20 protein-coding genes are annotated in these 19,391 nt (G+C 45.1%); 14 read left to right on the forward strand and 6 right to left on the reverse strand.

Going from position 1 to position 19,391, the window contains the following annotated elements; all coding sequences use genetic code 11:
- The first annotated feature begins 11 nt into the window (after positions 1 to 11).
- The 12 genes from nuoG (at position 12) to FTU44_RS03915 (ending at position 12,735) form a co-directional block, all read left to right on the forward strand.
- The gene (nuoG, locus tag FTU44_RS03860) at positions 12 to 2,690 is read left to right on the forward strand and encodes an NADH-quinone oxidoreductase subunit NuoG (protein WP_180049550.1); all 2,679 of its coding nucleotides are present in this window, start codon (positions 12 to 14) and stop codon (positions 2,688 to 2,690) included.
- A gap of 3 nt (positions 2,691 to 2,693) precedes the next feature.
- Positions 2,694 to 3,701 carry an NADH-quinone oxidoreductase subunit NuoH gene (nuoH, locus tag FTU44_RS03865; RefSeq protein ID WP_005097920.1) on the forward strand — a complete coding sequence of 336 codons (1,008 nt, stop codon included), beginning with the start codon at positions 2,694 to 2,696 and terminating at the stop codon, positions 3,699 to 3,701.
- Positions 3,702 to 3,717: 16 nt separating this feature from the next.
- Positions 3,718 to 4,260 (forward strand): NADH-quinone oxidoreductase subunit NuoI, encoded by a 543-nt coding sequence (gene nuoI / locus FTU44_RS03870; protein ID WP_005097919.1) that lies wholly within the window; start codon positions 3,718 to 3,720, stop codon positions 4,258 to 4,260.
- Positions 4,260 to 4,778 carry an NADH-quinone oxidoreductase subunit J gene (nuoJ, locus tag FTU44_RS03875; protein ID WP_171063341.1) on the forward strand — a complete coding sequence of 173 codons (519 nt, stop codon included), beginning with the start codon at positions 4,260 to 4,262 and terminating at the stop codon, positions 4,776 to 4,778. The genes nuoI and nuoJ overlap by 1 nt, the downstream gene beginning before the upstream one ends.
- Positions 4,778 to 5,086, forward strand: a complete 309-nt coding sequence (gene nuoK, locus FTU44_RS03880) for an NADH-quinone oxidoreductase subunit NuoK (protein WP_004280769.1) — start codon at positions 4,778 to 4,780, stop codon at positions 5,084 to 5,086. Before nuoJ ends, nuoK begins: the two co-directional genes overlap by 1 nt.
- Positions 5,083 to 6,978 carry an NADH-quinone oxidoreductase subunit L gene (gene nuoL, locus FTU44_RS03885; RefSeq protein ID WP_005097915.1) on the forward strand — a complete coding sequence of 632 codons (1,896 nt, stop codon included), beginning with the start codon at positions 5,083 to 5,085 and terminating at the stop codon, positions 6,976 to 6,978. Before nuoK ends, nuoL begins: the two co-directional genes overlap by 4 nt.
- Position 6,979: 1 nt before the next feature.
- Complete coding sequence (gene nuoM / locus FTU44_RS03890; protein WP_100329150.1) at positions 6,980 to 8,593, forward strand: NADH-quinone oxidoreductase subunit M; 1,614 nt, start codon at positions 6,980 to 6,982, stop codon at positions 8,591 to 8,593.
- 3 nt (positions 8,594 to 8,596) lie between these two features.
- Entirely contained in the window at positions 8,597 to 10,141 is a 1,545-nt protein-coding gene (nuoN, locus tag FTU44_RS03895) for an NADH-quinone oxidoreductase subunit NuoN (RefSeq protein WP_074383461.1), read from the forward strand.
- Between the two features lie 123 nt (positions 10,142 to 10,264).
- Complete coding sequence (gene upp, locus FTU44_RS03900) at positions 10,265 to 10,900, forward strand: uracil phosphoribosyltransferase (protein WP_005097912.1); 636 nt, start codon at positions 10,265 to 10,267, stop codon at positions 10,898 to 10,900.
- An 84-nt stretch (positions 10,901 to 10,984) separates the two neighbouring features.
- Positions 10,985 to 11,278, forward strand: a complete 294-nt coding sequence (locus FTU44_RS03905) for a cold shock domain-containing protein (protein ID WP_005097911.1) — start codon at positions 10,985 to 10,987, stop codon at positions 11,276 to 11,278.
- A gap of 202 nt (positions 11,279 to 11,480) precedes the next feature.
- Complete coding sequence (locus tag FTU44_RS03910) at positions 11,481 to 11,840, forward strand: hypothetical protein (RefSeq protein WP_005097909.1); 360 nt, start codon at positions 11,481 to 11,483, stop codon at positions 11,838 to 11,840.
- Positions 11,841 to 12,012: 172 nt separating this feature from the next.
- A complete protein-coding gene (locus FTU44_RS03915) occupies positions 12,013 to 12,735 on the forward strand; it encodes a cold shock domain-containing protein (protein ID WP_180049552.1) in 723 nt (240 codons plus the stop codon).
- 48 nt (positions 12,736 to 12,783) lie between these two features.
- On the opposite strand, the gene gigC is transcribed toward FTU44_RS03915, so the two are convergent.
- Positions 12,784 to 13,662 carry a LysR family transcriptional regulator GigC gene (gene gigC / locus FTU44_RS03920; protein ID WP_005169640.1) on the reverse strand — a complete coding sequence of 293 codons (879 nt, stop codon included), beginning with the start codon at positions 13,660 to 13,662 and terminating at the stop codon, positions 12,784 to 12,786.
- Positions 13,663 to 13,747: 85 nt separating this feature from the next.
- On the opposite strand from gigC, the gene FTU44_RS03925 reads away from it, so the two are divergent.
- On the forward strand, positions 13,748 to 14,509 hold the full coding sequence (locus tag FTU44_RS03925; protein WP_100329147.1) for a ferredoxin--NADP reductase: 762 nt from the start codon (positions 13,748 to 13,750) through the stop codon (positions 14,507 to 14,509).
- A gap of 71 nt (positions 14,510 to 14,580) precedes the next feature.
- On the opposite strand, the gene FTU44_RS03930 is transcribed toward FTU44_RS03925, so the two are convergent.
- From FTU44_RS03930 to FTU44_RS03950, 5 genes are all read right to left on the reverse strand, one after another.
- Positions 14,581 to 15,306: an amino acid ABC transporter ATP-binding protein gene (locus FTU44_RS03930; RefSeq protein ID WP_171063342.1), complete on the reverse strand. Its 726-nt coding sequence runs from the start codon at positions 15,304 to 15,306 to the stop codon at positions 14,581 to 14,583.
- A gap of 14 nt (positions 15,307 to 15,320) precedes the next feature.
- The gene (locus FTU44_RS03935) at positions 15,321 to 16,004 is read right to left on the reverse strand and encodes an ABC transporter permease subunit (RefSeq protein ID WP_100329146.1); all 684 of its coding nucleotides are present in this window, start codon (positions 16,002 to 16,004) and stop codon (positions 15,321 to 15,323) included.
- Entirely contained in the window at positions 16,004 to 16,747 is a 744-nt protein-coding gene (locus FTU44_RS03940) for an amino acid ABC transporter permease (RefSeq protein WP_074383457.1), read from the reverse strand. The genes FTU44_RS03935 and FTU44_RS03940 overlap by 1 nt, the downstream gene beginning before the upstream one ends.
- Before the next feature lie 59 nt (positions 16,748 to 16,806).
- Entirely contained in the window at positions 16,807 to 17,739 is a 933-nt protein-coding gene (locus tag FTU44_RS03945; protein WP_074383456.1) for a transporter substrate-binding domain-containing protein, read from the reverse strand.
- 293 nt (positions 17,740 to 18,032) lie between these two features.
- A complete protein-coding gene (locus tag FTU44_RS03950) occupies positions 18,033 to 18,455 on the reverse strand; it encodes a hypothetical protein (protein ID WP_005097893.1) in 423 nt (140 codons plus the stop codon).
- A gap of 567 nt (positions 18,456 to 19,022) precedes the next feature.
- Here FTU44_RS03950 and FTU44_RS03955 point away from each other — a divergent pair.
- Complete coding sequence (locus tag FTU44_RS03955) at positions 19,023 to 19,328, forward strand: hypothetical protein (protein WP_005097890.1); 306 nt, start codon at positions 19,023 to 19,025, stop codon at positions 19,326 to 19,328.
- Positions 19,329 to 19,391 lie beyond the last annotated feature (63 nt).

Consider the following 19,391-nt stretch of genomic DNA (forward strand, 5'->3'; position numbering starts at 1 on the left):
GGAATTCGACTATGGCTACAATTCATGTCGATGGCAAATCGTATGAAGTCAACGGCTCGGAAAACTTGCTACAAGCATGTTTGAGTCTTGGCATTGATATCCCATACTTTTGTTGGCATCCGTCCTTAGGTTCTGTCGGTTCTTGCCGTCAATGTGCCGTGACTCAATACGCGAATCCGGAAGATACCCGTGGTCGTTTGGTCATGTCATGTATGACGCCTGCATCTGACAATACCTACATCTCGATTGAAGACAAAGAAGCAAAAGATTTCCGTGCTTCGATTGTTGAATTCTTGATGACCAACCACCCGCACGACTGTCCGGTCTGTGAAGAGGGTGGTCACTGTCATTTACAAGATATGACCGTAATGACGCAGCATGACCGTCGTCGCTACCGTTTCACCAAACGTACCCATTACAACCAAGAGCTTGGCTCATTCATTTCTCACGAAATGAACCGTTGTATCGCCTGTTACCGTTGTGTGCGTTATTACAAAGACTATGCAGGTGGTACGGACTTCGGCGTGTATGCCAACGCATCACGTGTGTATTTCGGTCGTCCAGAATCAGGCACTTTAGAATCTGAATTCTCGGGTAACCTGACTGAAGTTTGTCCAACAGGTGTATTTACCGATAAAACTCATTCGGCACGTTATAACCGTAAATGGGACATGCAATATGCGCCAAGCGTATGCCAAGGCTGTTCTTCAGGTTGTAACATTTCTCCGGGTGAGCGTTATGGTGAACTTCGCCGTGTCGAAAACCGTTTCAATGGTGAAGTTAACCAATACTTCCTATGCGATAAAGGCCGTTTCGGTACAGGTTATGTGAACCGCGAAGACCGTCCGCGTCAGCCACAATTCCGTAAAGGTGCGACTGTAGAAACTGTTTCAGTAGATGCAGCACTTGATACGGTCATTGCAAATATCCAGGACAAAAAAGTTTTGGGGATTGGTTCACCGCGTGCATCACTTGAATCAAACTTCGCGCTGCGTGAGTTGGTGGGTCAAGAGAACTTCTCAACAGGTTTATCTCAAAAAGAGCAAAATCTGGTTGAACTTGCAGCTTCAATCATGCAAACCGAGGGTGTTTACAACCCGAATATGCGTGAAATTGAAAGCTATGATGCAGTTTTGATCTTAGGTGAAGACTTAACCCAAACTGCGCCTCGTATGGCTTTATCTGTTCGCCAAGCTGCGAAAAATAAAGGCAAAGAGATGGCAGCGGAACGTCGTACCCAGGAATGGTTGGCTGAGCCGGTGCAACGTATTGCTCAAGATGCGAAATCTCCGATTTACATCCTGGCTGCGACACAAACCCGTCTGTCTGATGTTGCCGAAGGCGAAGTGGTTGCTTCTCCAAACGACATTGCACGTTTAGGTTTTGCTGTTGCTGCGGGCGTGAAGGGCGAAGCAATTCTCGGTTTAGATGACGATGCGAAAGCATTTGCACAAACGATTGCCGACACCTTAAAAGCTGCGAAAAAACCATTGATCATCTCGGGTACCAGCTTACAAGATGCATCAATCATGGAAGCTGCTGCACAAGTTGCACAAAATCTGGGTAATGCAGGCTTGACCTTGACAGTTCCTGAAGTGAACTCGATGGGTATGGCAATCTTCGGTGGTCAAAGCTTAGAGCAAGCCTTTGCACAAGATTATGATGCAGTGATCGTGGTTGAAAACGATCTGTATCGTCGTCTACCTGCTGCACAAGTGGATGCTGCACTGGCAGGCAAAGACCTGATCGTACTGGATCACTCTGAAACTGAAACAGTGAAAAAAGCCGACATCGTGCTTTCTGCTGCAAGCTTTGCTGAAGGTGATGGTACGGTGGTATCGCAAGAAGGCCGTGCACAACGTTTCTACCAAGTGTATGACCCGAGCTACTACAATCCTGAATTGGCAATCAAAGAATCTTGGCGCTGGTTACACGCTTTGGAAACAGGCGTGAAAGGCAAAGCGATTTCTTGGACGTTGCTGGATGATGTGATCGAGTCAGTTGCGAAAAACGTACCTGCACTTGAAGGCATTCTGGATGTTGCGCCTGATGCGGGCTTCCGTGTCCATGGTCTTAAAGTAGCACGTGAACCACGTCGTTACTCAGGTCGTACTTCGATGCGCGCGCCATTGTCTGTCCATGAGCCAAAACAGCCAGTGGACAACGACTCTGCATTAACCTTCTCGATGGAAGGTTATGTCGGAACTCAAACACCTTCAGCACTGGTACCATTTGCATGGTCTGCCGGCTGGAACTCGCCGCAAGCCTGGAACAAATTCCAGGACAATGTCGGCGGTCATTTGAAAGGTGGTGATTCAGGCGTTCGTTTATTCGACCGTTTGGCAAAACTTCCGGCACGTACCTTTGTTGCACCGGCACCTGTTTTGGTTAATGCTGAAAGCTTCCGTCTGGTACCAATGCACCATATCTTTGGTTCAGGTGAATTCACCGTAAAAACACCAGCAATGGAAACACGTATTCCTGAAGCGGTATTTGCGGTCGGTGAACAGGATGCAGCCCGCTTGAATGTTCAAGATGGTCAGACAATGACAGTAAAAGCAGGCGAGACCTCTATTGTTCTGCCTGTACAAGTCATTGAATACTTACCGACAGGTTATATTGGCTACCCAATCGGTCTTGCACCGACGGTATCTCTGGCAGAGCCTGTTTCAGTCGCGGTTGGAGTGTAATTCATGGAACAAGAATTAATCCGTCAAACGCCGTTGTGGGCTGAAAACTGGCCAATCGCCTATTCAGTCATTCAAGCGATCGTGATCTTACTGGTTGTGGTATTGATCGCTGCGTTGATGTCTTTTATTGAACGCCGTTTACTCGGCTTGTGGCAAGACCGTTACGGTCCGAACCGTGTCGGTCCGGGCGGTATGTTCCAGATTGTTGCCGACATGCTGAAAATCATGTTCAAGGAAGACTGGACACCAAAATTTGCTGACAAACTGACTTTCCGTATGGCGCCAGCAGTTGCGATGGCAACTGCGGTGCTGTCGTTCATGGTTATTCCTGTTTCACCTTATCTAGGTGTGGCAGACATGAGCATCGGCCTGTTGTTCTTTATGGCAATGGCAGGTATTGCAGTCTATGCAGTACTGTTCGGTGGCTGGTCATCCAACAACAAATACGCCTTACTCGGTGGTTTACGTTCTGCGGCTCAGACCATTTCTTATGAAGTGTTCCTGGGGATCTCGCTGATGGGTGTGGTGGCAATTGCCGGCTCATTCAACATGCGTGAAATCGTTGAAGCACAACGTGATGTCTGGTTCGTAGTGCCTCAGTTCCTTGGCTTCCTGATCTTCGTGGTTGCGGGTGTTGCGGTGACGCATCGTCATCCATTTGACCAACCAGAAGCAGAACAAGAACTGGCTGAAGGTTATCATGTCGAATACGGCGGCATGAAGTGGGGGATGTTCTTCGTTGCGGAATACGTCAACGTAGTACTGATCTCTGCTTTAATCGTGACGTTATTCTTCGGTGGCTGGCTCGCGCCATTCAACCTTGAAATTCCGTTCCTTCCAGCAGCATTCTGGTTCATTATCAAAACAGCATTCTTTGTAATGATGTTCGTGTTGGCACGTGGTTCATTAATGCGTCCACGTTATGACCAGGTAATGAACTTTGGTTGGAAAATTTGCTTGCCATTAGCTCTAGTCAACCTGTTGGTGACTGGTGCCGTGATCTTGTGGTAAGGGCAGGGAGAACAAAATGTTTAAATTTCTAGCTGGATTTGGATCGATTGTTCGTTCGCTTTGGATGGTGTTTAGCCATGTAACGCGTAAACGTGACACGATTTTATATCCAGAAGTGCCGGCCGAAGAAATCGTGCCACCACGTTTCCGTGGTCGTATTGTATTAACACGTGACCCTGATGGCGAAGAGCGTTGTGTCGCATGTAACCTGTGTGCGGTTGCCTGTCCGGTAGGCTGTATCTCATTACAAAAAGCAGAACGTGAAGATGGTCGCTGGTATCCGGAGTTTTTCCGTATCAACTTCTCACGTTGTATTTTCTGCGGTATGTGTGAAGAAGCCTGTCCAACCACAGCCATTCAAATGACCCCGGATTTCGAACTCGGTGAATATGTTCGTCAAGACCTGGTCTATGAAAAAGAACACTTGCTGATTTCTGGTCCTGGTAAATATCCTGACTATAACTTCTACCGTGTCACCGGTATGGCAGTTGCAGGCAAGGACAAAGGTCAAGCACAGCGTGAAAGTGCACCTGTTGATGTACGGAGTCTATTACCATGATGTGGCCATTTTATTTAATGGCCCTTGTGGCCATTGTCTCTACGGTTCGCGTGGTGACTAACGCGAATCCGGTACATGCTTTATTAAGCCTGATCGTATCCTTGCTTGCTGTTGCAGGCATGTTCATGATCGTTGGTGCGCCGTTCGCGGCTGCCCTCGAAATTATTGTCTATGCTGGCGCGATCATGGTGTTGTTCGTGTTCGTGGTGATGATGCTGAATCTGGGTGAACAAACCGTTGAACAAGAACGTAAATGGTTAACTTCATCGGCGTGGGCTTATCCGGCGCTGATGAGCTTCCTGATCGGTCTGGTACTGGTATGGGTATTAAACTCTGATTACGCACAGCCTTCACTGGTAATGGGTGTGGAAATGGTGGGCCCGAAAGCCGTGGGTCAAGCACTCTTTACGCAGTACTTGTTGTTGGTTGAAGTTGCCGCGATGTTATTGCTTGCTGCATTAGTAGCTGCATTCCATTTGGGTAAACGTGAGCCAGATGCAGAAGAGGAAAAAGAATAATGGGCAACATCCCTTTAGAGCATGGTTTGATCGTTGCATCTATTCTCTTTGCACTGGGTTTTTACGGTGTAATGGTGCGACGCAACCTACTATTTATTTTAATGAGCCTTGAAATCATGATGAACGCTGCTGCTTTGGCGTTCGTCCTGGCGGGCAGTGCATGGGCACAGCCAGATGGTCAGATCATGTTCATCCTGATCCTGACGCTTGCTGCGGCAGAGGCTTGTATTGGTCTTGCGATCGTCCTTCAGTTCTATCATCGCTTCCATCACCTGGATGTGGATGCTGCTAGTGAGATGCGCGGATGAGTTATTTATATCTAACAATTTTATTTCCGCTCATTGGTTTTGTCCTGTTAGCGGCGGGGCGCAACAAGCTTCCTGAAAATGTTGCAGCGATAATTGGTGTCGGTGCGGTTGGTTTATCGGCACTGTTTGCACTGATTGCGGGTCTGGACTTTGTTAACAATGGTAAAGAACTCTATGTTCAGCACCTGTGGACCTGGTTCAATGTCGGTGGTTTTGCACCGGGCATCAGCTTGCAGCTCGACGGTTTGTCTTTACTAATGCTGGGCATGGTGACAGGTGTGGGTTTCTTAATTCACATCTTTGCATCATGGTACATGCGTGGTGAAGAAGACTTTGCACGTTTCTTCTCTTACTTCAACCTGTTCGTTGCAAGCATGTTGCTTCTCGTGCTTGGCGATAACTTGGCGTTATTGTTCTTAGGTTGGGAAGGTGTAGGTCTGTGTTCATACCTGCTGATTGGTTATTACTACCAGAACCCTGCAAATGGTCTGGCGGCAATCAAGGCGTTTACTGTTACCCGTATCGGTGACGTATTCCTGCTGATTGCCATGTTCCTGATCTTCCAGCAATTCGGTACTTTGAACATTCAGTACATCGTTGAAAATGCAGCGACTGTAATGACGCAAAGTTCTTCGCTGACCATCTGGACAGCATTGTTATTGTTCTTGGGTGCGGCAGGTAAATCTGCACAGATCCCATTACAAACATGGTTGGCCGATGCAATGGCAGGTCCAACACCTGTTTCTGCATTGATCCATGCTGCAACCATGGTAACGGCGGGTGTTTACCTGTGCTGCCGTCTGTTTGCAGTCTTTGAACTTGCGCCAGAAGTGATGGTGTTTATTTCGATCACAGGTGCGGTGACCTTGCTTGTGGCTGGTTTTGCTGCATTGGTTCAGACCGACATCAAACGTATTCTGGCTTACTCAACCATGAGTCAGCTCGGTTATATGTTTATGGCAGTAGGTGCTGAAGCATACCAGGCGGGTCTATTCCACATGCTGACTCACGCATTCTTCAAGGCACTCTTGTTCTTGTCGTCTGGTGCGGTAATTTTGGCTTACCATCACGAACAAAACATCTTCAAGATGGGCGGTTTGTTCTACAAGAACAAATTCCTGTTTGCATGTTTCGCGATTGGTGGCGGTGCCTTGGCAGCGATTCCATTCCTGACCATTGGTTTCTTCTCAAAAGACGCAATTCTTGCTGCAGTCTGGACGCAAAGTCATATTGCTGGTTTACCAGTGTATAACACGCTGTACTGGGTCGGTGTTGCAGGTGCTTTCTTAACCTCGATTTATACATTCCGTCTAATCTGGGTGGTATTCTTCGGCAAAGAAAACACGCCTTATCATGAAATCAAAGGTGCAACTTACTGGGCGCCACTGGCGATTCTTGCTGTCCTTTCGACAGGTCTGGCAATCGTACTGAAAGCACCCGTGATGAGCATTCTAGATGCAGCCCAAATTCCAGCCTTCATTATTCCTGAAGCGCTTGAAGCAGGTGCACATGGTGCTGAATACATCGCCATTGCTGTTGCATTGACGGGTCTTGTGGTCGGTGTGGTGCTGTTCGCTTTTGCTTACAATGCAGTCAAACGTTTTGCTGCCACTTCTGTGGGTGCGGGTCTGGTCAATATCTGCCGTAATGCATTAGGTTTCGACAAGCTTTATGACCTGATTTTCGTCAAGCCATATTTGCTGTTCGCTAAACTGTTCGGTCGTGATCCAATTGATGGCTTATGGCTGGTACTTCCTGCACTGGTCAAAAGTGGTCACAGCTTTACAAGTTCACGTCAAACCGGTTCACTGCGTGAATATGCATCTAGTATGGGGCTCGGTGTCGTTGTCCTACTGATGATCTTGATCGTGATTCAGGTCGTGGGGAAATAAAATGGAAGCTCCAAACAATATTATTTTGCCGGCTCTGATCCTCATTCCGTTCATTGCAGGTTTCATATGCTGGTTGGTCGATAAACTCGACCAACACTTGCCGCGTTATATCGCGCTAATCGGTATGCTGGTGACTTTGGTTCTGACCATCGTCCTTTGGCAAACTGGTACCTATAACTATGAATTAGGCGCTGCGACACCTTCGTGGGCTGCCGAATTCAAACTGCCTTGGATTCAGACCCTCGGCATTAACATTCACTTAGCCGTGGATGGTTTATCACTTCTTATGGTTGGTTTGACTGCACTCCTGGGTGTGCTGGCAGTCGGCTGTTCATGGGGTGAGATTCAAAAGAACGTTGGTTTCTTCCACTTGAACCTTTTATGGTCTTTGGGTGGTGTGATCGGTGTATTCCTGGCGATTGACCTGTTCCTGTTCTTCTTCTTCTGGGAGATGATGCTGGTGCCGATCTACTTCCTGATTGCCCTTTGGGGTCATAAAGGGGCAGAAGGCAAGTCACGTGTTTATGCAGCAAACAAGTTCTTCATTTACACGCAGGTTGCCGGTTTGGTGATGCTGATTGGTATCCTGGGTCTGGTGACTGTAGGCTATACCATGACTGGCGAAATCCGTTTCGACTACAACTATTTATTAGGTGTGGCGAATACGCTTGACGCTCAGGTTCCAGCGCTTGCTTATGCATTCATGATCTGTTTATTCATCGGTTTTGCGGTAAAACTTCCAGTTTTCCCATTACACGGCTGGTTACCAGATGCGCATGCGCAAGCACCAACAGCGGGTTCTGTTGACCTTGCAGGTATCTTGATTAAAACTGCGGCGTACGGTTTATTGCGTTTCGTGATTCCGTTCTTCCCGGCAGCTTCGGCTCAGTTTGCAGATATCGCGATCATTCTGGGTTTAATCGGTATCTTCTACGGTGCCTGGTGTGCTTTCCAGCAAACCGACATGAAACGCTTACTAGCGTACACATCTATTTCCCACATGGGCTTTGTTTTACTTGCGATTTACGCAGGTAACATCCTGACCTTCCAGGGTCTGATGATCATGATGTTGGCACATGGTATTTCCTCTGCTGCACTGTTCATTATGTGTGGTCAGGTATATGAGCGTGTGCATACGCGTGACATGCGTTTGATGGGGGGGATGCGTGGTCAGTTCCCGTATCTTGCATTCTTCCTGATGTTCTTTGTTGCGGCGCTTGTCGGTATTCCAGGTCTGGGTAACTTCATTGGTGAGTTCCTGATCTTGATGGGTGCTTATGCACAATTCCCGGCGTTCACTATTCTTGCGGCAATCAGTCTGGTCTTTGCAGGTCTGTATGGTCTGATCCTGATTCACAAAGCCCTGTTTGGTGTGCCAAACGAAGCGCAAAAACAGCACTATACACATCCGTTAAAAGATCTGAATGCACGTGAAATCGCGTTATTGTTGATCTGCGCGTTTGGTCTACTTTGGCTTGGTCTATACCCACAAAGCTTCCTTGATGTGTCTAACTCAAGCATGGCGTGGTTAGCGAATAGCTACATTCCAGTTCAAGAAGTGGTTGAAGTTGCTGATCAGGTAACGACTCAACTTGAAAATGTGGAGATCCAATAAGCCATGAACTTCACAATGTCTTTTTCTGAGCTTATGCCGCTCGCACCTGTGATGATCGTGTCGTTAACTGCGATCGTCGTGATGTTGCTGACGGCAATCAAGCGTAACCATAATCTTGTTGCGACGACGACTGTTGTTGGTCTGAACTTAGCGGCGTTCTATATCATTTTCGTTCTGTTGGCAGGCACATTTGCACCTGCCAATGTGATGAATCTGTTCATCGTAGATCCATTTACGATGTTGTACCAGTTTGTGATTCTGATTGCTGCACTTGCCTGTAGTACCTTGTCACACGCGTATATCGAAACTTATAAAGATAACCGTGAAGAGCTGTATATCTTGATGTTGATATCCGTCGCGGGTGCAATGTTAATGGTGGCAAGCTCGCACTATGCATCATTCTTTATTAGCCTTGAGTTGATGTCGATTCCTGTATACGGCCTGTTGGCATATACACATCAACGTTCTCAATCGCTTGAAGCAGGTGTGAAATATCTGGTGCTTTCAGCAACTGCGTCTGCAATGCTGCTGATGGGTATGGCATATATTTATGCCTACACAGGTACTTTAAGTTTCGTTGCTGAACCGGGCAAACTGTTTACTGTATTCAGTCAGCCAGCTGTGATAATTGGTCTGGCCTTAATTGTATTTGCTGTGGCATTTAAATTATCGCTGGCACCATTCCACAAATGGACACCAGACGTCTACGCAGGTGCACCAGCACCAATCGCGACTTTCCTTGCGACTGTGGCAAAAGTGGCGATGATTGGTCTGTTTGTTCGTTATGTTTTGTCTTCAGGTTTAATCCTGGCAGACAGCTTCGTAACGATCATTTCGATTATTGCAGTATTGTCGATTCTTGCAGGTAACTTGCTGGCTGTTCGCCAAGTGAACCTGAAACGTATTCTGGCATACTCTTCAATTGCGCACTTTGGTTATTTGCTGGTTGCCATCGTCAGTTCACGTAATACCGATTTCTTACAGGTTCAAGGTTTTGCGACTTTTGAAAGTGTAAACGTGTATGTGATTACTTATGTATTAACCACGATTGGTGCTTTCGGTGTTGTGACGCTGATGTCGAGTCCGTATAACAATACGGATGAAGCGGGTAGTCTGGCTGAATACCGTGGTCTGTTCTGGCGCCGTCCAGTCCTGACTGCTGTATTAACCGTAATGATGCTGTCTCTTGCAGGTATTCCTTTAACTGCCGGCTTTATCGGTAAGTTCCTGGTGATTAAAACTGCGGTTGCAGGCGAAGCCTGGTTCCTGACTGCAATGGTTATTCTGGGTTCAGGTATTGGTTTGTATTACTACCTGCGCGTGATGGTCGTGCTGTACATGACACCACCTGAAACACCACGTCTAGATGCGGTGAATCATTGGGGTCAAAAAGTCGGCGGTATCATGGTATTACTTGCTGCACTTGCGGTACTTGTGATTGGTGTTTATCCAGATCCAGTGATTGCGATTTCTAAATATGCGTTCTTCGCAATATCACCTGAATTACAGCAATTCATTTTCACTTTGGTTCAAAGTGGTTTTAACTAATATCTGCGAAGATTGACGTTATTACAAAAAAGCCTCCATGATTGGGGGCTTTTTTATTTATACAAATCAATAAAAGCCTTTATAATAGCGGAAATTTATCTTTAACCTTTTAGGTGTTCTCCTGTGGCAATCCATGAAATCCGTCATCCGCTCATCCGACATAAGCTCGGTTTACTCCGTCGTGCAGATATCAGTACCAAAAACTTCCGCGAGTTAGCTCAAGAAGTGACCATGCTTCTGACTTATGAAGCGACTAAAGACCTGCCAATGGTTGAACATGATATTGATGGCTGGAATGGTGCTGTCACAGTTGACCGTATTGCCGGTAAAAAAATCACGGTTGTGCCGATTCTACGTGCCGGTATTGGCATGCTGGATGGTTTCTTAAATCTGATTCCAAGTGCAAAAGTATCTGTACTCGGTTTAGAGCGTGATGAAGAAACCCTGGAAGCCCGTACTTATTATAAAAAACTGGTTCCAGACGTACAAAACCGTATCGCGATGATCATTGATCCGATGTTGGCGACAGGTTCTTCTCTTGTAGCTGCAATTGATGTACTCAAAGCCAGTGGCTGTAAAGACATTCGTGTTATGGTTCTGGTTGCCGCACCGGAAGGTATTAAGCGTGTAGAGGCTGCACATCCTGATGTGATCATGTTCACTGCATCAATCGACAGCGGTTTAAATGAAAATGGTTATATCGTTCCGGGTCTTGGTGATGCTGGCGATAAAATCTTTGGTTCAGTTCAGAAAGACTAATTTTTGAACAGGACGAAAAAAGGGGCTACTACAGCCTCTTTTTTATATAATGTAGATCGGGCATTTTCAGCATAGGACAACAGCATGAAAGATGAATTATATCAGGGCAAAATCAAACAGTACGACCCTGCAAAAGGTTTTGGTTTTATTGGTTCAGCTGAGGGAGATGTGTTCTTCCATATTTCAGACTTTCCTGCGGCAGAAGGCGAGCCAAAACGCAATGAACGCGTGAAATTTAATGTGGTAGAAAATGGCGATAAGTATAAAGCCATTAAGATTGAACGTGTTGAGGATACTTCAAAGAAAGCTAAAAAATCTAAGGTCGCTGCACATAACCAGTCAATTACTTCCGCATTACTATCAAATCTCAAGCGTTAATTAACCGTGAATTTGACTAAATGAAGAGGCATTTTCGCCTCTTTTTTATCTAAAAATTCATGAACTATAGTCTTACATCAGTTTTTGTAACTTAAAGCTTGTACTTCGTTACGCAAACAATAAAACGTCTACCAAAGCGCTACAATCATCTCTATTCCTTCTCACTTAAAATACTATCTGTTGATTTATAGGGATAAATGTCATGTTTAGGAATGGAAAAATTAAAACTTATGATTCCGAACGTGGTACAGGCAGCATTGAGTTAGCAGATGACGCTCAAGAACTAAGTTTTAGGCTACAGGATTTACCTTCACCTGAAATTGATCCTCAAATTGGAGAACTGCTTAAATTTAGAATGATTCCTCATCAGGAAACCATAATATTGGACAATATGGTACGCCTAGATGTCAAAGTACAGGACGAGTTTGTAGCGGAAGTTGTGGCATTACCATCTTTGGCACCCACAATATCTGTTCCGTTAAAGCGTTCAATTCTTTTTAGCCCAACGCTATGGTTGGCACTGGTATCCGCAGTTGGTTTTATAATTTTGGGCGAAGTATAAATTTAAACCAGAAATTTTTAATTTTCTATTTTTAACTCGGTATTTCTCTATTCTTCAATTTAAAAAAGCGCCTATAAGTGCTTTTTTGGTTTTTCTATTAAAGAATTTCATAAAAGCTTTTCGATGTATTTTTTATTACAATTATTAAAAATATCAAAGACAAGAGTGAATTATGTTTCAAGAGGGGAAAATCAAAACCTATCACGAAGCGCGTGGTTTTGGTTTTATTCAAATCGAAGGGGAATCTAAAGATTTATTTTTTCATATTAAAGACTTTCCCAATCAAAATATTCCATTAAAAATTGGGGAAAAATTAAAGTTTTTAATGGTTGAAGATAATGGAAAGTTTAAGGCAGACCATATTATCCGGCTGGATATTAAATCAAAATTGGCTATTAAGCAGAATAATGATTTATATGAAGATCCTGAAGCACATGTTTCTCCACGTTATGAAAAGACAAAATTATCAACTCGATCCAAACTAATCACAATATCGGGATTAATTATTATTGCGATTCTTGTTGGGCTTGTTTATAACAAATACCAAAGCTACCAAGTTCAAAAACAGCAAAAGCTTGAAGGACTGATGGTAGAGCAGCAACGAATTGTCGCTGAGCAGCGAGCAGCGCAAGGTGATCTAGCTATGCAAGGATTATCTGAACAGGGCAGAAAGAACCTCGAAAATCGCGGTACTGAGGTACCAAGCCAAAGTAACCCGGTTAATCTGAAAACTCCAGAAACGGCTTCGCCATCTATATCTCAATTTAAATGCGATGGTCGAGAACACTGTAGTCAGATGGGTTCTTACGAAGAGGCTTTATTTTTTATCCGGAACTGTCCAAATACTAAAATGGATGGTGACGGCGATGGCATCCCGTGTGAAAGCCAATTTTAAGATAGAATAAAAAAGCACCTTAAGGTGCTTTTTGATTGAAAAACAAATTTAAGCTTCACAGAAATTCATAAAGGCTCTCAGGCCTGGCCCCTGATATTTCTGGCGATGTACCAGCATAAACAATGGACGCGTTAGAGACCAGAACGGAGTATTGAGAATCACCAGTTGACCTTTCTCGCGTAAAGGCTCAATCGCAAGTTTGGAAATACAGGACATGCCGATTCCGCCGGCTACGATTTTCAAAATTGCTTCATTATGGCCAAGTGTCAGACGGATATTGGCATCCGGCACATCTTTCAAAATGGCATTATCAAAGACTTCGCGAGTACCTGAACCTTCTTCGCGCAGAATCCACTCTACAGATTTGAAATCTTCCGCGGTCAGCTCACGGTTCAATTGCGCTAAGGGATGATCCGGTGCACAGCACACCGCCAGTTCATCATCGCGCCAATGGATACATTGCAGTTGTGGCAGATGACAGGAGCCTTCGATCAAGGCCAGATCCAGCTGGAACTGATTCACCGCTTCAATCATTTGACGGGTATTACCAACTTGCAGCTGTAAATGCGCTTGAGGCTGAATTTTTAGAAAATCGGCCATCAGGTCAGGAATCAGGTAATCTGAAATGGTCAGGGTTGCACCTAAACGTAAATCGATACTTTGAAGCTCACCTTTCGCAACCTGTTCAAAAGATTCGCATCGACCTAAAATTTCCAGCGCTTGAGGGAGAAGAAAGCGCCCCAAGTCATTGAGCTGTAAACGTTTGCCTAGACGGTCAAATAATGGAGCACCCAGACCATCTTCCAGATCTGCTAAAGCCATACTAGCCGCACTTTGAGTAAGTTTGACGGCATCGCTAGCCTTCGTTACGGTACCCTCTTGTGCCACTGCTACAAAAACAGCCAATTGGCGTAAAGTCATGCGCATGAGTAGAGCCTTAACATTTAAAAAATATTAATAAATTATATTGCCATGCTACCATGAGCACAGTCTTTCATGCCACGTTGAAATCATGTCAATTGAAAAATTTAGCCAAGAAAAAGTTTTATCTGTACACCGCTGGACCAATACATTATTCAGTTTCACCATGACACGCCCGGCACACTTCAAATTCACTGCGGGGCAATTTGCGCGTATTGGCCTGCAAGTGGGAGATGAACTGGTGGTTCGTGCCTATTCGGTGGTGTCATCTCCTTTTGATGAAACTCTGGAGTTTTTTTCGATTGTGGTTCCAGAAGGTAAATTTACCTCCAATTTACAGCACCTTAAAGTAGGGGATGAGCTGTTTCTGGAAAAAATTCCGTATGGTTATCTGACGCTGGCCCGTTATCAGTTGCCCTTGCCCAAAGACTTGTGGTTACTGGGCACTGGAACTGGTCTGGCACCGTTTCTGTGTATGTTGCAAGACTTTGAAACCTGGAGCAAATACGAAAAAATCAATCTGGTATATAGCGTGCGTAGCCGGGCTGAACTCGCTTATGTGGAACGGATTCAGGAAATTGCCGAAACCTTTGGCGAAGGACATAGCGGATTTAAATTTATTCCGATTATTACCCGTGAGCCTGATGCACCTTTGCACGACCGCTTACCGGTGCTGATTGCCAATGGCGAGCTGGAAAAAGCCGCAGGTATGCAGCTCAATCCGCAAACCACCCATGTCATGCTTTGCGGTAACCCGGAAATGGTCGATGATACCAAAGAAGCCTTAAAAGCCCGTGGCCTGATCATGAACCGGCGTGGTGAAGGCAATATTGCAGTCGAGAATTATTGGTAAGTCTGAATTGCTGATTGTCAAAAGCTCATCCTTGGATGAGCTTTTTTATCTGCAAGGTGAATAATGACAGCTTAGTGCAGAATCTTGTTCAGGAATTGCTGGGCACGCTCACCACGCGCTGTATTAAAGAAATCATCTTTACTGCAATCTTCCACAATTTTTCCCTGATCCATAAAGATGACCCGGTTGGCAACCTGTCGGGCAAAGCCCATTTCGTGGGTGACACACATCATGGTCATGCCTTCTTTGGCCAGACCGACCATGACATCGAGCACCTCATTAATCATTTCAGGGTCAAGCGCAGAAGTTGGTTCATCAAACAACATGGCAATCGGATCCATGCTCAGCGCACGGGCAATCGCGACACGTTGCTGTTGTCCGCCAGAAAGTTGTGCCGGGAATTTATTGGCCTGTGCACTTAAGCCGACACGATCCAGATAGGCAAGTCCTTTCTGTTTGGCTTCGGCTTCAGAACGACCCAATACCTTGATCTGGGCAATGCTCAGGTTCTCGGTAATACTGAGATGCGGGAACAATTCAAAATGCTGAAATACCATGCCCACGCGACTTCTTAGTTTATTTAAATTGGTTTTCGGATCATTAATTTTAATTCCATCGACCAGAATACTGCCTTGCTGAACAGGTTCCAGACCATTGACAGTTTTAATCAGGGTGGATTTTCCTGAACCGGAAGGACCACAAACCACCACCACTTCACCTTGCCGAATCTGGGTGGTACAGTCGGTCAGTACCTGAAAATCTTTATACCATTTACTGACATGCTGGAGGTCAATCATGACTTTGGCTTCGTTCATACAGTTAACCTCTGCTGTAATTTTTTAACAATATAGGTGGCGATCATACTGATGGTGAAATAGACCAAACCGGCAAAAAGAATATATTGGGTGAGTAAACCCATCAGGTCACCACGCACATAATTGGTGCGGAAAAAGTCCAGCAGGCCAATTGCATACACCATGGTGGAATCCTGAAACAAAATAATGGTCTGTTGTAATAATAGCGGTGTCATTTTGCGAAAGGCCTGAGGCAGTACAATCAGGCGCATGGACTGGCCATAGCTCATGCCGAGGGCAGAGGCCGCATCTGTTTGTCCCTTCGGAATAGACTGGATTCCGGCACGGACAATTTCGGAAAAATAGGCGGCTTCAAACAGCATAAAAGCCACAATACTGGACACCAGTGCCGTATCCATGGTCAGATATTTTCCAGTCACCCCAGTATAGATAAAAGGCACAGCGAAGTAGAACCACATCAGTACCAGCAGCAGGGGAATCGAACGGAACAGATTGACATAACCCTTGGCAATCCAGTTCAACACCTTGATTGAAGACAGCCGCATTAATGCCAGTAAGGTGCCAATAAAGACCCCGCCAATGGTGGCAAAAAATAAGACTTTTAAAGTAATACTCAGACCATGCCATAGGGCAGGTGCGGATAATTGTAAATCCTGAAAAAATGCAGTGAACCATTCCATTATTTAGTCCCCGCAATCAGACCGGGCACCTGAAGGCGCTTTTCCAGAAAGTTCATCAAGCCAATCAGGCAGACATTGATCAGGATAAAAATCAGGGTGACATAGGTGTAAATCTCAATGGTATTTTGCGTATATTCGCTGATGGTTTTCATCTGGGAAATGAGTTCCGCAACCCCGACCAGTGAGGCCACCGAGGTGTTCTTGACACAGTTGGTCAGCTCAGAACTTAAGGGAGGTAAGATCATGCGAAAAGACTGCGGTAAAATCACATAGCGATATAATTGTGTGGTGCTAAACCCCATAGCATAGCCGGCATTGATCTGCCCGGGTGGAATGGCTTCAATCCCGGTACGCACCTGCTCACAAACCCGCGCTGCGGTAAACAGTCCCAAACCAATACTGGCTGAAATCAGCGCCGTGGTATTGGCTCCCAGATCATTGATCCACCAGCTTTGAATGCTGTTCGGCAGAAAATTCGGAACCACATAGAACCAGATAAATAACTGGATCAGTAAAGGCACATTCCGAAAAATGGTGACATAAGCGCTACCAATCGCCCGGGCCGTTGGGCTGGGCAAGGTGCGCATGATGCCCAGCAGGCTACCCAAGAGCATGGCAATCGACCAGGCTACAATCGCAATGACCGCTAACCAGCCGAGGCCAGTCATGATCCAGTTGAGATAGGTGCTATCACCAATCCCGGTCGGTTGTAATAAGACACCCCAATTCCAGCTGTAATTCATGATCACTCCAAAATGGGCTTAAACAGGTGATGCTTAAGCAGATGAATAAGATTCAGAGTCTATTGATCGCGATCATGCGGGGTGCTGATCAGGGCCTTCAAGTCATCAGACATGGCAAAGTTCAGGTTGATATTTTTCGGTGGAATTGGCGACTGGAACCATTTCTGGTACATGCTATTGATTTCACCGGAGCTATATGTGGCTTTAATCGCGTCATCTACCACCTGCTTAAATTCGGGGTCTCCCTTACGTAACATACAGCCATAGATTTCATTGATGGGCGCTGTACCTACAATGTGCCATTGTTGCGGATTTTTAGCCTTGGATTTTTCTCCCGCCAGTAAAATGTCATCCATCATAAAGGCAGCAGCACGGCCACTTTGCAGCATTAAAAAGGATTCTGCATGGTCTTTGGTCGAAATAATTTCACCAATGCCCAATTCTTTTTCATGCTGACGAATATAGCGTTCCGATGTGGTGCCGGCAGTGGTCACCAGTTTTTTGCCTTTCAGATCGCTAAAATCTTGAATACCAGAATTGGTTGCGGTTAATAGACGGGAACCTACTTGAAAAAAGCCAACAGAGAAATCGACCTGTTGCTGGCGTTCCTTATTATTCGTCGTCGAGCCACATTCCAGATCAACCGTACCGTTGGAGACCAGTGGAATCCGGTTCTGGCTGGTCACCAGGTTGTAGCGGATTTTTAAATCAGGAAGATTCAGCTTTTGTTTGACGGCTTCGACCACTTTTAGTTGCAGGTCATGGGCATAGCCGACCGGCTGATTCGGATTGTCAGCGATATAAGAAAATGGAATCGAGGAGTCACGATAACCTAATACAATCGTGCCGGACTGTTTGATCTTATTGAGCGTGCCAGAAGTATTCTGGCTGCCTTGCTGATTGCTTGGTGCCTGATTATCACTACAGGCACTCAGTCCCAAGGTCAGGGCACTGGCACACAGCAGCGTAGCGAATTGAGTCTTTGCTTTCATCGTGAAACTCCATTTTTCATTTTCAATTATTATGAGTACGCCCGTTTTCAGGCGCTGCTAAGACAATATTCTGATTATTGCTATAAAGTCTAAGTATTCGTTTATATTCATCTTAGTTGATGATTCAAGCATGACTCAAGCTGAATTTATTGCTGAAATGTTACTGAATCAGAAAAGGAAATCTGCGAGATGCTCAAAGGAATGCAAATAAATAAAGAGATTGAACTACAAGCATAAGAAAGAAAAAGTCATAAAAAAACCTCCAAACTGGAGGTTTTTTTATCGGTTCAAGCTTAATGCACAAACATATCCATCGATTCACGAATTTCTTGAATGGCCGTTTCGACATCGGAACTGAGCCAGGTCGGTTCAAAGAATCCAGCGTAGTGCTCAAGACGATCCGCAGGGACGACTAAGCGTACCGGACAATCCTCTTCCAATAAACGCCATGGAATAATTGGCACTTCATTGTCAAGCCATGCTGTTACATCTCGGATATCGATAATCATTGCGTTGACACAGTCCGGGAAAGGCATCACGGAAAACTCTTCAGTACGACGACGGAAATACTCCAGGTCTTGCCAGCGCAGTGCAAAACTCGGTTTACTGAATTCGATAATCCCGATCAGATGCTGATCGCGAGTATGATGCAAAGTGCATTGGTGGGTGACATCAGTGTCAAGATCCAACGATACACTTTGTTGACGATACGCCATAGAGCTCGATGAAATAAAAAAATGAGGGACACATTATAGCCCATTTTATAGAAACTGAGCAGTGCTATTGTTTAGCGCAAATTTTAGTGTTGGTTCTGCCCTGAGGTCGCGTACTGAAGCTCTTGAATTTCAAAGGACTGCATACCACTCAGGCAACTCAAGCAAACTGGGATTGGAAAAGAATGGAGAAGCTAAACCTCATTATCAGCGTGATTATAGAGCCTTTTTCTTTTCTGATACGCTTTATATCGCTCTATAAGAAGGTTTAAGCGAATAGTGTTGCAATTATTCAAGCAATTAGATGTGTTGATCTGCCAGTAATTTTCTATGTCATTCACATGAGGGAAAAATGAATAGCAGGATAATGCTGAGTTAAACCTGTTCACCATCAACCAGTAGCGATCAGTGAATTAAAAATAAACACGCTTGCTTAAAGATTATTCTAAATATTATTCATACATATAACTTACATCCCGTCACCATCTCACCATGTTTTGTCACAGAAGCTGTTGTAACTGCTTGTTATGCTAAAAATCTACTTATGAATAACAAAGAGTGAGGATGGTTATGGTCGATGATTTCAATAAAAAACCACCTTTAGATCATCAGACAGCAGTGACGCAAAAAAAGCGTATTCCTGTTTACATCTTGATTTTGGTAGGTATCTTTTTACTGGCATTACTGTTCTATATGTTTGCTGACATGAATCCAGACGCAAATGATGCACCTGCTGGACATCCGAACCCTAATGTGCAACCTGCGACACCAAACAATACGACTCCAGTCGGTGAACCTACAGAAGCTACTGCAACGCTAGGTGATGGAACAGAAGCAACAGCAACTGCGACAGATGATGCACAGGCGGCTCGATAACTCAGACATATATCAAAAGCTCTAGTGAAACCACTGGGGCTTTTTTGCAATATATTGTGATGT

Origin of the sequence: Acinetobacter sp. YH12105, assembly GCF_013419095.1 — a bacterium.
Taxonomy (GTDB): Bacteria; Pseudomonadota; Gammaproteobacteria; order Pseudomonadales; family Moraxellaceae; genus Acinetobacter; species Acinetobacter pseudolwoffii.

What these genes read in the sequence shown, in the direction of transcription:
- FTU44_RS03950 (WP_005097893.1), bottom strand. Translation starts at nt 18,455, where the DNA reads ATGGCGTATCGTCAACAAAGTGTATCGTTGGATCTTGACACTGATGTC.
- FTU44_RS03915 (WP_180049552.1), top strand. Translation starts at nt 12,013, where the DNA reads ATGTTTCAAGAGGGGAAAATCAAAACCTATCACGAAGCGCGTGGTTTT.
- FTU44_RS03925 (WP_100329147.1), top strand. Translation starts at nt 13,748, where the DNA reads ATGTCAATTGAAAAATTTAGCCAAGAAAAAGTTTTATCTGTACACCGC.
- FTU44_RS03940 (WP_074383457.1), bottom strand. Translation starts at nt 16,747, where the DNA reads ATGAATTACAGCTGGAATTGGGGTGTCTTATTACAACCGACCGGGATT.
- nuoG (WP_180049550.1), top strand. Translation starts at nt 12, where the DNA reads ATGGCTACAATTCATGTCGATGGCAAATCGTATGAAGTCAACGGCTCG.
- FTU44_RS03935 (WP_100329146.1), bottom strand. Translation starts at nt 16,004, where the DNA reads ATGGAATGGTTCACTGCATTTTTTCAGGATTTACAATTATCCGCACCT.
- nuoL (WP_005097915.1), top strand. Translation starts at nt 5,083, where the DNA reads ATGAGTTATTTATATCTAACAATTTTATTTCCGCTCATTGGTTTTGTC.
- nuoH (WP_005097920.1), top strand. Translation starts at nt 2,694, where the DNA reads ATGGAACAAGAATTAATCCGTCAAACGCCGTTGTGGGCTGAAAACTGG.
- FTU44_RS03945 (WP_074383456.1), bottom strand. Translation starts at nt 17,739, where the DNA reads ATGAAAGCAAAGACTCAATTCGCTACGCTGCTGTGTGCCAGTGCCCTG.
- nuoK (WP_004280769.1), top strand. Translation starts at nt 4,778, where the DNA reads ATGGGCAACATCCCTTTAGAGCATGGTTTGATCGTTGCATCTATTCTC.
- gigC (WP_005169640.1), bottom strand. Translation starts at nt 13,662, where the DNA reads ATGCGCATGACTTTACGCCAATTGGCTGTTTTTGTAGCAGTGGCACAA.
- FTU44_RS03930 (WP_171063342.1), bottom strand. Translation starts at nt 15,306, where the DNA reads ATGATTGACCTCCAGCATGTCAGTAAATGGTATAAAGATTTTCAGGTA.
- nuoJ (WP_171063341.1), top strand. Translation starts at nt 4,260, where the DNA reads ATGTGGCCATTTTATTTAATGGCCCTTGTGGCCATTGTCTCTACGGTT.
- FTU44_RS03955 (WP_005097890.1), top strand. Translation starts at nt 19,023, where the DNA reads ATGGTCGATGATTTCAATAAAAAACCACCTTTAGATCATCAGACAGCA.
- nuoM (WP_100329150.1), top strand. Translation starts at nt 6,980, where the DNA reads ATGGAAGCTCCAAACAATATTATTTTGCCGGCTCTGATCCTCATTCCG.
- nuoI (WP_005097919.1), top strand. Translation starts at nt 3,718, where the DNA reads ATGTTTAAATTTCTAGCTGGATTTGGATCGATTGTTCGTTCGCTTTGG.
- FTU44_RS03910 (WP_005097909.1), top strand. Translation starts at nt 11,481, where the DNA reads ATGTTTAGGAATGGAAAAATTAAAACTTATGATTCCGAACGTGGTACA.
- FTU44_RS03905 (WP_005097911.1), top strand. Translation starts at nt 10,985, where the DNA reads ATGAAAGATGAATTATATCAGGGCAAAATCAAACAGTACGACCCTGCA.
- nuoN (WP_074383461.1), top strand. Translation starts at nt 8,597, where the DNA reads ATGAACTTCACAATGTCTTTTTCTGAGCTTATGCCGCTCGCACCTGTG.